Genomic DNA, 15,067 nt, shown 5'->3' with positions numbered 1-15,067 from the left:
GCGATCGTGGCCGGCGGCATCGGCGACACCGACACCGAGGGCTGGCAGTGGCACGCCGTGGAGCCGCTGCCGGTGACTGAATCCGACCCCATCCGGCTCTTCGCCGGCGAACAGTCCAACTCTTCGGTGCTGGTCGGCGGAGCCATCGTGAAGTTCTTCCGCCGCCTCGAGTTGGGCGGCAATCCCGACGTCGAGGTGCACGCCGCGCTGGGTCGACGCAGCCCCACCACCGCCACGCTCTACGCCAGCGCTGAGGCCGCTTGGTACAACAGCCACGAAGAGCTGTGCCGCTCCGACATCGCGGTGGCGCTGGAGCTGCTGACCGAGGCCAGCGACGGCTGGGCGATGGCAGCGCAGGCGGCTGCCGAGGACGCCGACTTCACCGAGCAGGCCCACGACCTGGGTGTGGCCCTGGCCGACGTCCACAGTCGGCTGCGTCGCGCCTTTCCCACCGGTACGCTGCTCGCCGCCGAGATCGGTCAGGGCATGCTGCAACGGCTCGCCGACACTGTCGCAGTGGTGCCCGAGCTGCGCCCTCACGCACCGGCCCTGGTGGAGCTGTTCACCGCACTGCAGGCCGAGGAACTGCCCAGCCAGCGGGTGCACGGTGACTTCCATCTGGGCCAGACGCTCGCCACTCCCGGCGGCTGGCGGATCATCGACTTCGAGGGTGAACCGATGAAAGCACGTGCCGAACGGCTCCGCCTGGACACCCCGTGGCGTGACGTCGCCGGCATGTTGCGCTCCTTCGCGTACGCCCGCACCGCCGCCTCCGACGAGGCTGCTGGTGACCGCTGGGAGCAGGCCTGCCGGGCTGCCTTCCTGGACGGCTACTGGGGCAAGCCGCTGGACGGCGACGAGGCCGTGGTGCTGCAGGCGTACGAAATGGACAAGGCGATCTACGAGGTCGGCTACGAGGCCGCTCATCGCCCGGACTGGCTGCACATCCCGCTGGCCGGCGTGGCCCGCCAAGTTGACCTGCCGGCGACGGCCGAGGCCGAGTCGGCACCCGAGCTGATCGCGACCGACACCCACACGACCGACGAGGCCGCCACGGCCGAGGGGCGCAGCGACTCGGGCGACCTGGTCGTCGAGGAGCTCAGCGCCGATCCGCAGCCCGCCGCCTCCGAGCACTGGACGCCGTCGCCGATCACGGGCTGGGATCTGGAAGGTTTCCACACCGGTGGCGACACCGAGGTGTGGCGTCGGCTCGGCGCCCGGGTCACGACGGTCGACGGCGTCGCGGGCACCAGCTTCACCGTCTGGGCGCCCAATGCTCGCGAGGTCCACGTGAAGGGCAACTTCAACGACTGGGACGGCTCGCGTACGCCCATGAAGCTGATCCCCGGCACCGGCGTCTGGGGCGTGTTCGCCCCCGGCGTGGCCAGCGGTGAGGTCTACAAGTTCGCCGTGCACTGCACCGACGGCGTATGGCGCGACAAGGCCGACCCGATGGCAGCCTTCGCCGAGTCCGCGCCGGCCACCGGATCAATCGTCTACGAGTCGACCTACGACTGGGGCGACGACGAGTGGCTGGAGCAGCGGGCCGCAGCCCGACCGCATGCCGAGCCGATGAGCATCTACGAGGTCCACCTGGGCTCCTGGCGACCTGGTCTGACCTACCTGGAGCTGGCTGACCAACTCACCGAGTACGTCACCTGGCAGGGCTACACCCACGTCGAGTTCATGCCGGTCGCCGAACACCCCTACGTTCCCTCGTGGGGCTATCAGGTCACCGGCTACTTCGCGCCCCAGTCCCGCCTGGGTACGCCCGATGAGTTCCGTCATCTGGTCGACCGGCTGCACCGCGCCGGCATCGGCGTCATCCTGGACTGGGTGCCGGGCCACTTCCCCAAGGACGAGTGGGCGCTGGGCCGCTTCGATGGCACGGCGCTGTATGAACACGCTGATCCGCGGCAGGGCGAGCACCGTGACTGGGGCACCTACATCTTCAATTACGGCCGCAACGAGGTGAAGTCCTTCCTCGTCTCCAACGCGCTCTACTGGGTCAGCGAGTTTCACATCGACGGGCTCCGCGTCGACGCCGTCGCCTCGATGCTCTACCTCGACTACTCCCGTCAGCCCGGCCAATGGGTGCCCAACCAGTACGGCGGCAACGAAAACCTCGAAGCCATCGACTTCCTGCGCTACGTCAACTCGCACCTGTATCGGCGGGTGCCCGGCGTGATGATGATCGCCGAGGAGTCGACGAGTTGGCCCGGGGTCACCCGACCGGTCTCCGAGGGCGGTCTGGGCTTCGGCTTCAAGTGGAACATGGGCTGGATGAACGACTCGCTGAGCTATCTGCAGGTGCCACCGATCTATCGGCAGTACCACCACAACGAGCTCACCTTCGCGATGGTGTACGCCTTCAGCGAGAACTTCATCCTGCCGATCTCCCACGACGAGGTCGTCCACGGCAAGGGCTCGATGCTGGCGAAGGTGCCCGAGGACCGGTGGCGTCAGTTCGCGACGCTGCGGGCCTTCTCGGCGTACATGTGGAGCCACCCGGGCAAGCAGCTCACCTTCATGGGCAATGAGTTCGGCCAGGCCAGCGAGTTCAACGAGATCTCCGGGCTGGAGTGGTGGACCAGCAACGAACCCGACCATCGCGGCCTGCAGTTGCTCACCAAGGACCTCAACGACACCTATCGGGGTCTGCCGGCGATGTGGCAGCTGGACAACGAACCGGCCGGCTTCCGTTGGCTCGAGGCGGACGACGCCGGCCACAACGTCTTTGCCTACGAGCGGCATTCGGCCGACGGGCAGCGGGTCGCCTGCATCACCAATTTCTCCCCCGAGCCGTGGCGGGGTTACCGACTCGGACTGTCGGAGCCGGGTCGCTGGCGCGAGATCATCAACACTGACGACCGCCGCTACGCCGGCACCGGCGAGCACCTCAACCATGTCGCGCACACCGAGGAGACGCCCTGGCACGGCGCCGCCCAGTCGGCTGCGGTGGACCTGCCGCCGCTGAGCTGTGTGTGGCTGCTGCGGGAGGATTGAGCCTCGATGGCCCAGGCCGAATTCAAGGTCAACGTCAAGGTCGGTGCCGACGGCGTCGGCGAGATGCAGTGGGACGACCCACCGGATGCCGACACGCTGCGCCGCGGGGTCTCGCTGGCTGCTGATGACGCGTTGATGGCCCATGGACTGCGCCGGTTGGAGATCAACCTGCGCACCGATGACCGGATCGGACGTCGCGCCGTCCACGCGGCCGGCTTCCGGCTCGAGGGCATCAAACGGCGCTACGTGCGCATCGACGGCGAGGAGGTCGATGTCGCCCTGTACGCCCGGCTGGCCGAGGACATCGTCTATGGCGAGCGGGGCTTCACCTCGGTGATGGATTCGGTGCTGCCGACCAAGCGGTTGATCGCGCACGCGCTGCTGCGCGACGAGTCCGGCCGGCTGCTCTATCTGAGCACCAACTACAAGAACGATTGGGAGCTGCCCGGCGGCGTCGCCGAACGGGGCGAGTCACCGCGTACGGCGGCCGAACGCGAGGTGGCCGAGGAGCTCGGCATCGAGGTGCCGCTGAGCCGCGTCCTGGTCGTGGACTGGCTGCCGCCCTACCAGGGCTGGTCGGATGCCATCGAGTTCATCTTCGACGGGGGCGTCCTGACCCCGGCCCAGGTCGAATCGATCCGGTTGCAGCAGAGCGAGATCACTGACCTGCACTGGACCGACGTGGAGGAGGCCAGCGGGCATCTCCAGCCCGCCATCGCCGAACGGTTGCGCATCGCTGTCGCGGCGATCGACGGCTCCGATCCGGTGCCGACCGAGGCGGGTCGGCCGCTGGCCTGAGGCGCGGGGCGGGATCGACGCTCAGACCCCGCGCTGGCGGCGCCTCTTGCCGACCTCGTGGTGCGTGACACCGGCCATCACGAAACAGATCAGGGCCGCGATGGGCAGGATGATCGCGCCAGCGCCCGGCCCGTCGAGGACCACGAGCACGACCAGGACCGCCAACAGCAGCGCCCCGGCGCCCGCGAGCACGAACGGTGCCCCGGTCCACAGCCGCGGATCCTCGTCGGGATCCCGTTCGGCGACCGCGGTGGTCGTGGTGGGCTCCGGTTCGACCGGCTCGACCGGGGCAGGTGAGGTCTCGCTGGCGAGCACGACTTCAGCGCCGCCCGGCAGGTCGGTGAACAGCCCACTCAGATCATCATTGGTGCGTGACTGCATGGCCTGGTCGAGTCGGCTGTTGAACTCCTCGGCGGTCAGTCGACCGGCGACCAGATGGTCCCGCAACTTCCCGGCGGCGCGATCCCGCTCGACATCACCGATCCGCACTAGTTCCTCGGTCACCAGGTCCCCTCTCGTGTCATGCCACGGGAGGCCCGCGGCTGCGCTCACCCTAGTACGCGGAGAAGGCCACCTGCGCCGACAGCTCAGGACAGGTCGAGCCCGCGGATGATCTGCTTGATCAGCGGCACGGCCGGAGCCGTCGCCGACAGTTCGCGTACGCCGAACCTCACCAGTTGCTCGGCGAGGTCCGGTTGGCTGGCGGCATCGCCGCAGACCGCGACCAGGCAGCCCTCGCTGACCTCGGCACACACCATCTCAATGAGTCGCAGCACGCCGGGATCCCGGACGTCGCCGAGGTCCGCGACGCCGGCGTTGCCACGTTCGGCAGCACAGGCGTACTGGGTCAGGTCGTTGGTGCCGATGGAGACGAAGTCCAACCCGGCGCTCAGGTCGGCAATCTTCAGCGCCGCGGCCGGCACCTCGATCATGATGCCGACCCCGCGGGGCCGGTGTCCGGCGCGCTCCGCAGCGGCGGCGAGCCGCTCCAGCGCCCAGTCGACCTCGGCCCGGGTGGTGATCATCGGAAACATGACATCGATCGGGTGGTCTGCTGCCACCCGGCAGATCGCCTCAAGCTGGTCGTCGAGCAAACCGGGGTTGTTGCGGAAGGACCGCAACCCGCGTACACCCAGGAAGGGATTCTGCTCCGGGTCCTGGTGGTGATAGGCCAACGGCTTGTCGGCGCCGACATCCCAGGTCCGCACCGTCACCGGACCCCCGACGGCTACCGCGATCGCCGACAGCTCGGTGATCTGTCCGGCCACGCTGGGCGCGGTTTGGCGATGGCCGAAAACCAACTCGGTGCGGACCAGGCCGGAACCGTCCGCTCCCCTGCTGCCGACCTGTTCGGCGTCGCCGCGGCTGCCGACATTGCCCATGACGAGCACCGTTGTGCCGTCCTGGGTGCGGGCGGGCTCCCCCGCCTCCGCCTCGGCGACCGCCAGCGCCTTGGCCCGCGCACCGATCTCCTGGGTGTACGCCCGCCGCTGCCCTTCATCGAGATCGGCGACCATCTGCCGACCACGCAGGTCGAAGGCCACCCTCATCCCCGAGCGCATCGCCCTCAGCGTCGCCCCATGGTCGGCCTCGGCGTCGGTGAAGACCGGGATGCCACGCGACCTCGCCACGATCACGCCGTGCCCCGTCGCCCCGCCCCGGCGGGTGATGACGCCGGCCGTGATCGATCCGTCCAGACCGGCAGCCGAGATCGCATCAAGCTGGTCGACGACCAAGATGTGTTCCATGGGGGCGCCGGTGTCCTCGGCTGCGCCCAGCAGTGCCTGCAGCACCTGATCGCGGACGCTCAGCACGTCCTGATCGCGCGCAGCCTGATAGCTGTCGGGCAGCGCGGCATAACGTTCGGCGATCCGCAGCAACCCGTCGGCCCAGGCCTGGGCAGCGTTCTCCCCTGCGGCGATCGCCTCGTCGGCCCCCTCCCGCAGCGCCGGGTCGTCCAACAACTCGAGCTGCGCGGTGAGGATCATCGCGGTCTCGCCATGGCTGGCCAGGATCAACTCCTGCAGTTCTCCGGTCACCGCAGCGATCGCGTCGCTGAGGCGCTGGTGTTCGTCAGCGCTGGGCTCGTATCCGCTCAGGTCGACCTCGCCACCGCGCACCAAGGCCGGGCCCATGGCAATGTCCAGTCCCGACCCCGGCACCTGCAGCATCCACCCAGTCGGCTCCGGCTCGGTCGCCGTCGCCTCGGGCTCGTCACCGAAGCCCGCGCGGGCGAAGGCCGTCAGCGCGGCGACCAGGTCCTCGGCCTGCGGTCCGGTGGCGGTGATCCGCAGCTGGTGGCCGCGGCGGGCACCCAGCATCGCGATCGAGGTGAGGGAATCGCCGCGTACCGGTCCGGTGCCAGCGGTGAGGTTCTCGACCTGCACCTGGGCGTCGTGCTCCCGCACCAGACGTACCCAGGCCGCGGCGGGTCGGGCGTGCAGGCCGTGCGCCGGGGTGACCTCCAACTCGGCCACCACGGCATCAGCCGCTGGCTGGCCGGCGGAGTGCAGCGGTTCGCCGTCGGCTGCACCGGCAGCACTCGGCTGCACCTGAGCGGCCTTGCCTGCGGCGACCTGATCGAGCTCGGCGACGACGTCAGCAGCGCTCGCACCGGAGCCCGCCGCGACCACCGCAGTGACCAGGCCCTCCACCAGCGGCGCACCCGAGATGGTGGTGCGCTGGGCGAGCTCAGCGTCGATGAACTCCAGCGCCATCTCAGCGCTCAGCAGCGCGCTGCCCAGATCGGCCAGCACCACGACGCCTTCCTGGTCGCCCAGCTCCTCCAGTGCCGCCGACACCGCTGTCGCGTCGGTCCCAAGTTCGCCGTCGGCAGCGCCTGCCGCCAGCCGGACCGGGGGCGGTTGATCCCCTGCCATTTGCAGCGCCAGCTGCAGCGCTGCCTCGGCGAGGGCGCGGCTGTGGGAGACGACGACGATGCCGACCACGGGGCTCAGCCCAGCATCTCAGCGGCGGCGCGGATCAGCATTGCGCTGGAGGCAGCGCCGGGGTCGACGTGACCGCGGCTGCGTTCCCCCAGATAGCTGGCCCGGCCCTTGGTGGCGACCAGATCCTTGGTCGAATCACGGCCGGCATCGGCCGCCTCCGCCATCGCCTTGAGTGCGGCAGCCTGGTCACCGTCGGCCTGCCAGGATGCCCGGTACGCCGCGAGCGCCGGCACCCACACATCGATCATGGTCTTCTCGCCCGGCTCGGCGTGCCCGCGCTGCCGCAGCCCACCGACGCCCGCCTCGAAGGAATCGGCGAGTTGCTCGCCACCGACCTCATCATGGCCGACCACGGCGCTGGCCATTCGGATGAACAAGGTGCCGTACAGCGGTCCGGAGGCGCCACCGACGGTGCTCACCAGCGTCATGCCGAGCTTCTTCAGCAGTGCCTCCAGGGAGGCGAAGTCCTGGTCGAGCTGCTCGACCGCGGCAGTCATGCCGCGCTTGAGGTTGGACCCGTGGTCGGCGTCGCCGACGGCCGAGTCCAGCTCGGTGAGTACGCCGGCATTCTCGGTGATGATCTCTGCGGCGCGCCGGATCCACGCCTTGGCGGTGTCCTGGTTGAGCATCAGACACCCCACCTCAGGCCGGGGGTGTTCACGGGCGCGTCCCACATCTTCAGCATCTCCTCATCAGCCTTGAGCAAGGTCACCGAACAGCCTGCCATCTCCAATGACGTGATGTAGGGCCCCACCAAGTTTCGGGCAATGGTGACGCCCTTGGAAGCGAGAATCTCGGCGACCTTGGCGTACACGGTGTAGAGCTCCAGCAGCGGAGTGGCGCCCATCGAGTTCACGAACGCGATCACCGGGGCCCCGCTGAAGTCCAGGTCAGCGAGGATCGGCTCCACCAGCATCTCGGCGACCTCGTCGGCCGTGGCCAGCGGCCGGCGTTCCCGACCGGGTTCCCCGTGAATGCCGATGCCGATCTCGATCTCATCGGGACCCAACTCAAATGTCGGCTTACCTGCGGCCGGGACCGTGCAGGGGGTCAGCGCCATGCCCATCGAGCGCCCCGCCCCGTTGACCCGTTCCGCGAGCGCGACCAGGTCGTCCAGACCCGCACCTGCCTCGGCTGCAGCACCGAGGATCTTCTCCAGCAACACCGTCAGACCGACCCCTCGGCGGCCGGCGGTGAAGAGCGAATCCTGAACGGCCACGTCATCGGCGACCACCACTGAACGCACCTCGGCGGTCGCCAGTTCGGCTGCCATCTCGAAGTTCATCACGTCGCCGGTGTAGTTCTTGACGATGTGCAGCACGCCAGCACCGGCGTCGACGGCCTCGGTGGCAGCCAGCACCTGGTCGGGCACCGGAGAGGTGAAGACCTCGCCGCACGCGGCCGCATCCAACATGCCCAGTCCCACGAAGCCGCCGTGCAACGGTTCGTGTCCCGAACCGCCGCCGGACACCAAGCCGACCTTGCCGGTGCGCGGTGCGTCCTTGCGGACGATCAATCGATTCTCGTGGTCCACCCGAATCCGGTCACCATGGGCTGTCTCGATGCCCTTGAGGGCGTCAGCGACCACATTGTCCGGATCATTGATGAGCTTCTTCATCTTCCATCCTCCCCGATGTACAACCCCGTGCCACCATTCAACCCTCGTCGCCCCCAATCAGCAATGCCTCGGAGTCGGGACGACGCCCGGGGCGCCAAAGCCCCGGGCGTCGTCTCGCGCCGGACCGGTTCGCCCAGTCCTAACCGCTTGTTGAGTGTTGTCAGGCGACGAATGTCACTGCACGTCGTCGTCGACCCAGTCGAAGGTGCGGGTGACCGCCTTCTTCCACAGGCGCAGCTGACGGTCGCGCTCCTCGCTGTCCATCTGCGGTTCCCAGCGCTTGTCCTCCTGCCAGTTCTTGCGGCAGTCCTCGATGGAGTCCCAGTAGCCGACGGCCAGACCGGCGGCGTACGCGGCACCCAGCGCGGTGGTCTCGATGACCTTCGGGCGGATCACCGGAATGCCGAGGATGTCGGCCTGGAACTGCATCAGGGTGTCGTTGGCGACCATGCCGCCGTCGACGCGCAGGTCAGGCATGTCGGTGCCAGCATCAGCGTTGGCCGCATCGAGGACCTCGCGGCTCTGGAAGGCGGTGGCCTCCAGAGCAGCGCGGGCCAGGTGGGCCTTCGTGACGTAGCGGGTCATGCCGACGATGGCACCGCGGGCGTCGCCACGCCAGTACGGCGCGAACAGGCCCGAGAAGGCCGGCACGAAGTAGACCCCGCCGTTGTCCTCGACGGTCTCGGCCAAGGTCTGCGACTCCGGCGCCGAGGAGATGATGCCGAGCTGGTCGCGCAGCCACTGGATCAGCGAACCGGTGACGGCGATCGACCCCTCCAAGGCGTACATCGGCTTGTCGTCGCCGAGCTGGTAGCAGACCGTGGTCAGCAGGCCATTCTCGGAGCGGACGATCTCCTCGCCGGTGTTGACGATGAGGAAGTTACCGGTGCCGTAGGTGTTCTTGGCGGCGCCCTTCTCGAAACCGGCCTGGCCGAAGGTGGCGGCCTGCTGGTCGCCGAGGATGCCGGCGACCGGGGTCTCGCGCAGCAGCTGCGAGCCGTGCACGGTGCCATACACCTCGGAGCTGGAGCAGATCTCGGGCAGCATTGAGGCCGGTACGCCGAAGACGTCGAGGATCTCCTGATCCCACGACAGCGAGGGCAGGTCCATGAACAGGGTGCGCGACGCGTTCGTCACATCGGTCTTGTGAACGCCGCCGTCGGTGCCGCCGGTGAGGTTCCACAGCAGCCAGCAGTCGGTGTTGCCGAAGAGCAGGTCACCGGCCTCGGCCTTCTCGCGGGCCCCCTCGACGTTGTCGAGGATCCACTTGATCTTGGTGCCGGAGAAGTAGGTCGCCAGCGGCAGACCGACCTTGTCCTTGAAGCGTTCCTCACCGCCATCCTTGGCGAGCTCGTCGACGATCTTCTGGGTGCGGGTGTCCTGCCACACGATGGCGTTGTACACCGGCTCGCCGGTGTTCTTGTCCCACACCACTGCGGTCTCGCGCTGGTTGGTGATGCCCACGGCGGCGATGTCGTGACGGGTCAGGTTGGACTTCGACAGGGCCTGGCCGACCACCTCACGGGTGTTGTTCCAGATCTCCATGGCGTCGTGTTCGACCCAGCCCGGCTTCGGCATGATCTGCTCGTGCTCGAGCTGACCGACCGAAATGATGTTGCCGCCCTTGTCGAACACGATCGCGCGGGTGCTGGTCGTGCCCTGGTCAATGGCAATGACGTACTTGTCGCTCACTGCAACTCCTTTGTCTCACAACGGTATGGGACCACGGTAGTAGGTGGGCTCAGTTGCGGCGAGAGTGGGCGCACGAGAGGGACGACCGTGCACCGGGCTGGCCCGCGGCTGGACATTTTTGCCGCGGGCACCGCCCGGCCCATTCATGCTCGTTGGCCATCAGTACAGGGCGCTCATCAACGAGCCATCAATACAGGGCGCTCATCAACGAGCCATCAATACAGGGCGCTCATCAAGGAGCCATCAATACAGAGCGCTCATCAAGGAGCCATCAATACAGGGCGCTCATCAAGGAGCGACGCGCCCGCAGCACCACCGGGTCGGCGGCCTCACTGGTCTCGAAGAGCGCCAGCAAGTGCGCCCGCAGCTTGCCGCGGTCATCACCAGCCGTCACCTTGATCCGTTCGATCAGCAGCGTGAAGCCTTCCTCGGCTCGGCCGCTGACCACCAGCGCGTCGGCGGCGGCGAGCTGGGCGTCCACGTCCGCAGGGTTGGCCTGGGCGGCAGCGACCACCGCAGCCACGTCCACCCCGGTGGTACGCGCCAGCAGCCCGGCTTGGGCCTTCCCGGCCTTGGCGTGGGCATCGTTCATGTCGGCCGCCAGCAGCTTGTCGAATTCGGCCTCGGCGCGGGCGAAGTCCCCCTCACCCATCGCCTCGTCCGCTGCTGCGTAACGCGGATCGGCCTGCTCGTCATCATCGGTCTCGTCGGTGACCGCCCCGCCGACCGGCTCAGCGCGGCCGGTGATGCCGCTCGCGACCGCAGCCTGGACGACCTGGTCCAACACCGCTGCCAACTGTTCGGTGGGTTGTACCCCTTCGAACAGCGGCGCCAACTGCCCCTGCAGCACGGCGGCGACGAAGGGAACACCCTGCACCTGCAGCGCCTGCACGATCCGCGGCTGCTCGTCGGCGTTCACCCGCCCCAGCAGGTAGCGGCCCTCGGCCGCATTGGCGAGCCGTTGCAGTTCGGCGCTCTGCTGTTCGGATCCCTGCGCCCGGGGCGAGTAGAACTCCAACACGATCAGGTGCTGCAGGGAGCCCTGCATGATCTGGTCGAAGTTGGCCTCAGTGAGGTCGACCACATAACCACCGGAAGTCTTCGGCCGGCCTCCGGCGGGGGCTGGCGCCTCCGGTTTCTTCTTGAGGCTGGACAGGTCAATCGCTCCGGGACGGCTGAAGTTCGCTGCGCTCATGCCCCCAGTCTTGCAGAGCCGTCCGGCTTGGCATGATGTGCGCATGGCACATGAACGCGCAGGGCAACCGGCCCGTGAAGAGGACCTGATCGACGTCGATGCGGTGCTCGCGGCGTACACCGATCTGACGCCGGATCCGAGCGACCCCGATCAGCAGGTGGTGTTCGGCACGTCCGGTCACCGCGGCTCCAGCTTGGACACCCGCTTCAACGACGCGCACATCGCAGCGATCAGTCAGGCGATCGCTGAGCACCGGGACCAGGAAGGGGTGACGGGGCCGCTGTATCTGGCCAAGGACACCCACCTGCTGTCGCTGCCGGCCTGGCGTACCGCCATCGAGGTGCTGGTCGCCAACGGTGTCGAGGTACGCGCCGACGCCGAGGACGACTTCACCCCCACCCCGGCGCTGTCACGGGCGATCATCCGCCAGAACACCGGCGGTGACACCATCTCCGACGGCATCGTGGTGACGCCCTCCCACAACCCGCCCCGTGATGGTGGCTTCAAGTACAACCCGCCCAACGGCGGCCCGGCGGATTCGACGGCCACCAAGGCGATCGCGGCACGCGCCAACGAGTTGCTCGCCGACCCCTCGGGGATCCGCCGCATCAGCTTCGAGGAAGCCAGCCGCGCGGTCACCACGTACGACTTCCTGTCCCCCTACTGCGACGAACTCGCCGGCGTGATCGACCTCGACGCCATCCGCGAGGCCAAGCTGACCATCGGCGCCGATCCGATGGGCGGCGCGGCGGTGCAGTACTGGCAGCGGCTCGCCGACACGTTCGACCTGGGCATCACCGTGGTCAATCCTGAGGTCGACCCGCGCTGGTCCTTCATGACCCTCGACACCGACGGCAAGATCCGGATGGACTGCTCCTCCCCCGATGCGATGGCCTCGCTGGTCGCCAACCGCGACAAGTACGACCTCGCCACCGGCAACGATGCGGACTCCGACCGGCACGGCATCGTCACCCCCGATGGCGGGCTGATGAATCCGAACGCCTACTTGGCGGTCGCCATCGGCTACCTCTTCCGCAATCGTCCCGAGTGGCCGAGCAACGCCGGGGTCGGCAAGACCCTGGTGTCCTCCAGCCTGATCGACAAGGTCGCCGCCGAGGTGGAGCGGACGCTGGTGGAAGTCCCGGTCGGCTTCAAGTGGTTCGTCGACGGTCTCTCGGCCGGCACACTGGGCTTCGGTGGCGAGGAGTCCGCCGGCGCCAGCCTGCTGCAGCGCGACGGCTCGACCTGGACCACCGACAAGGACGGCATCGTCATGTGCCTGCTGGCGGCCGAGATCATCGCCGTCACCGGCAAGTCGCCCTCCCAGCTGTACGCCGAACTCCAGGACCGGCACGGCGAGTCCCACTACGCCCGGGTGGATGCGGCCGCCAACCGGGAGCAGAAGGAGCGCCTCAGCAACCTTTCCCCTGAGGACGTCACCGCCACTGAACTCGCCGGCGAACCGATCACCGCGGTGCTGAGCCACGCGCCCGGCAACGACGCGGCGATCGGTGGTCTCAAGGTCACCACCGAGCACGCCTGGTTTGCCGCCCGGCCCTCGGGCACGGAGGACAAGTACAAGATCTACGCCGAGTCTTTGCTGAGCGCCGACCACCTGGCGCAGGTGCAGCAGGAGGCGGCGGCACTGGTGGATGAGGTGCTGGGCTCCTGAGCCCTGCGCCGTGCGCCCAGGTCACACTCGATCCCGATTCGAGGGGGTTGAGGTGCCGATCTGGCCATCGAGTGTGAATCTGTGCACACGCAGCACAGGCAACCGCCCCGGACCTGACGTCCGGGGCGGTGGCAGCTTCAGCTGAGGTAGGAGTTCAGCTGGTCTGGGAACCGAGTTTCACTCGACTGCGGGCTCGGTGCGGGCCTCGACCGCCTTGGCGATGGACAGCTGCGACCAGCCGACCAGCCCAATGAAGAATCCGAGGCCGATCACCAGCAGGGCGACGCCGTAGGCCACCACAGAGGTGAAGAGGGACGCACGCAGGAAGGACGCGTTCATGATGGTGGCGCGCTGCTTCTGGTATTCGGCGGCCGCGTCGGCGTCACCGGCCTTCTCAGCCTCGGTGGCCAGCTTGCCCAGCTCGGCGTACGTCTTGCCGCCGGTCGCCTTGAGTGCGTGTTCGTTGATGATCTGCGCCTGGGCGTAGGCCGAGACCGGGCCCTGGACGCGAGCCCCGGGCAGCAGCGAGCTGTCGCCAGGAACGTTGATGTTCTCCGCGCGCAACTGGCTGGTGACCATGCCCCAGGTCACGGCACCGGCGAGGACAAAGACGATGGCCAGGACAAGGCTGGCGATACCCGTGATCTTGATGGGCTTGACGGCGGTCATGGTGGGGACCTTTCCTCTAGTACTACTTGCTGTCGTAGTTAATGCTACGACAGCGGAACAGCCGCTGGCGAGACCACCGCCAGTGATCTGCCTCACAAGCCCGGCAGGTGCCCGGAAACGGTGTCTGTGGCCGCCCAGTGCCGTTCTCGACTAGCGTGGTCGTCCATGACAACGGTGGCGATCATCCCGGCCCGAGGCGGCTCTGTCGGAATCCCTGACAAGAACCTGCGACCCATCGGCGGCGTCCCCCTGGTGGCGCGCGCGGTGCGGGCCTGCCGGGCCGCGCACAGCATCGACGTGATCTATGTCAGCACCGACTCCGACCGTATCGCCGTGGTCGCCGAGGACGCCGGCGCCCAGATCATTCGGCGCCCCGACAACCTGTCCGGCAGCCACGCCAGCTCCGAGAGTGCTCTGGTCCATGCTCTGGACCAGATCGCCGCCAGCGGGGTCACAGCCACCGAGCTGGCTTTCGTGCAGTGCACCAGCCCGTTCGTCTCCGGTGAGGACCTGGATCGTGGCATCGAACTGATCCGCTCCGGTGCCGCCGACTCGGCCTTCTCCGCGATCGCCACGTATGAGTTCCTGTGGCGTGAGGCCGAGCCCGGCAGTGGTCTGGTCCAGGGCCAGAACCATGATGCCCGCCACCGACCCCGCCGGCAGGACCGCGAACCCGACTATCGGGAGACCGGCGCCTTCTATGTCATGAGCGTGGCCGGCTTCCGAGAGCACGGCCACCGGTTCTTCGGGCGTACGGCAGTGGTCCCGGTCTCAGAACTGTCCGCCCTGGAGATCGACACGGCAGAGGAACTCGCCCTGGCCGACGCCTTCGCCGGCGTTCTGGATCGGGCGCCCTCCGATGTCGGCGACGTGCTCGACGTGGATGCCCTGGTGACCGACTTCGATGGCGTCCACACCCCCGACACGGCCTTCATCGACCAGGATGGCCACGAACACGTCCAGGTGCATCGGGGCGACGGAATGGGCATCTCGATGCTTCGCAAGGCCGGGGTCCCGCTGCTGATCCTGTCCCGGGAACGCAACCCGGTCGTGACGGCCCGCGCCCGCAAGGTCGGCGCCGAGGTGCTGCAGGGCATCGACGACAAGGCGAGCGCCCTGCGGGACTGGATGGCCGACAAGAGTCTGGATCCACAGCGCGTCGCGTACGTGGGCAATGACGTCAACGATCTCGCGCCGATGCAGGTGGTGGGGTGGCCGATCGCGGTCGCCGACGCCCATCCGGCCGTACGCCAGGCAGTCCGACTGGTGCTCACCGCCAGCGGCGGCAAGGGGGCCGTGCGGGAGGCCTGTGACCGGATCCTGGCCTCTCGGGTACGCCCCGAGGAGACCTGGTCGGCGCTGTCCACCCCTGACGCCCCGACGACCGACCGGCCCTGAGGCGTACGCACCGGCCGCGCGTACGCCCCCGGTCGTGCGATAACGACGGTAACTTCGGGCGGTTTGCTTCT

Annotated in this window: 11 protein-coding genes and 1 pseudogene; 4 read left to right on the top strand and 8 right to left on the bottom strand. The window is 68.2% G+C overall.

The features are described 5' to 3' along the window. Positions 1-1,149: 1,149 nt before the first annotated feature. Together glgB and CGZ91_RS05730 are read left to right on the top strand one after the other, a co-directional pair. Positions 1,150-3,006: a 1,4-alpha-glucan branching protein GlgB gene (glgB, locus tag CGZ91_RS14550; protein WP_229116511.1), complete on the top strand. Its 1,857-nt coding sequence runs from the start codon at positions 1,150-1,152 to the stop codon at positions 3,004-3,006. 6 nt (positions 3,007-3,012) lie between these two features. Then, entirely contained in the window at positions 3,013-3,804 is a 792-nt protein-coding gene (locus tag CGZ91_RS05730; protein WP_229116454.1) for an NUDIX hydrolase, read from the top strand. 21 nt (positions 3,805-3,825) lie between these two features. On the opposite strand, the gene CGZ91_RS05725 is transcribed toward CGZ91_RS05730, so the two are convergent. From CGZ91_RS05725 to CGZ91_RS05700, 7 genes and pseudogenes are all read right to left on the bottom strand, one after another. After that, entirely contained in the window at positions 3,826-4,308 is a 483-nt protein-coding gene (locus tag CGZ91_RS05725; RefSeq protein WP_179229239.1) for a DUF1707 SHOCT-like domain-containing protein, read from the bottom strand. Between the two features lie 83 nt (positions 4,309-4,391). Further along, positions 4,392-6,281 carry a putative PEP-binding protein gene (locus tag CGZ91_RS05720; RefSeq protein WP_407670850.1) on the bottom strand — a complete coding sequence of 630 codons (1,890 nt, stop codon included), beginning with the start codon at positions 6,279-6,281 and terminating at the stop codon, positions 4,392-4,394. 72 nt (positions 6,282-6,353) lie between these two features. Continuing rightward, a pseudogene (dhaM, locus tag CGZ91_RS14950) lies at positions 6,354-6,761 on the bottom strand (dihydroxyacetone kinase phosphoryl donor subunit DhaM); the annotation flags it as partial. Beyond that, complete coding sequence (gene dhaL, locus CGZ91_RS05715; protein ID WP_407670849.1) at positions 6,758-7,393, bottom strand: dihydroxyacetone kinase subunit DhaL; 636 nt, start codon at positions 7,391-7,393, stop codon at positions 6,758-6,760. The gene dhaL and the pseudogene dhaM, both read right to left, overlap by 4 nt. Further along, positions 7,381-8,370: a dihydroxyacetone kinase subunit DhaK gene (dhaK, locus tag CGZ91_RS05710; protein ID WP_094453335.1), complete on the bottom strand. Its 990-nt coding sequence runs from the start codon at positions 8,368-8,370 to the stop codon at positions 7,381-7,383. The genes dhaL and dhaK overlap by 13 nt, the downstream gene beginning before the upstream one ends. 174 nt (positions 8,371-8,544) lie before the next feature. Beyond that, positions 8,545-10,062, bottom strand: coding sequence for a glycerol kinase GlpK (glpK, locus tag CGZ91_RS05705; RefSeq protein WP_094453333.1), 1,518 nt, complete (start codon positions 10,060-10,062; stop codon positions 8,545-8,547). Between the two features lie 271 nt (positions 10,063-10,333). Beyond that, positions 10,334-11,257 carry a tetratricopeptide repeat protein gene (locus CGZ91_RS05700; protein WP_179229238.1) on the bottom strand — a complete coding sequence of 308 codons (924 nt, stop codon included), beginning with the start codon at positions 11,255-11,257 and terminating at the stop codon, positions 10,334-10,336. 43 nt (positions 11,258-11,300) lie between these two features. Between CGZ91_RS05700 and pgm the strand changes: the two genes are divergently transcribed. Further along, a complete protein-coding gene (gene pgm, locus CGZ91_RS05695; RefSeq protein ID WP_094453329.1) occupies positions 11,301-12,929 on the top strand; it encodes a phosphoglucomutase (alpha-D-glucose-1,6-bisphosphate-dependent) in 1,629 nt (542 codons plus the stop codon). A 177-nt stretch (positions 12,930-13,106) separates the two neighbouring features. Here pgm and CGZ91_RS05690 read toward each other — a convergent pair whose 3' ends face one another. Beyond that, complete coding sequence (locus CGZ91_RS05690; protein WP_094453327.1) at positions 13,107-13,598, bottom strand: hypothetical protein; 492 nt, start codon at positions 13,596-13,598, stop codon at positions 13,107-13,109. 165 nt (positions 13,599-13,763) lie between these two features. Between CGZ91_RS05690 and CGZ91_RS05685 the strand changes: the two genes are divergently transcribed. Next, the gene (locus tag CGZ91_RS05685; RefSeq protein ID WP_094453325.1) at positions 13,764-14,996 is read left to right on the top strand and encodes an acylneuraminate cytidylyltransferase; all 1,233 of its coding nucleotides are present in this window, start codon (positions 13,764-13,766) and stop codon (positions 14,994-14,996) included. Positions 14,997-15,067: the final 71 nt, after the last annotated feature.

This window comes from Parenemella sanctibonifatiensis (genome assembly GCF_002250565.1).
Lineage (GTDB): Bacteria > Actinomycetota > Actinomycetes > Propionibacteriales > Propionibacteriaceae > Parenemella > Parenemella sanctibonifatiensis.
Note: the sequence above shows the minus strand (reverse complement) of the source record. Positions and strands in the feature narration are given on the sequence as shown.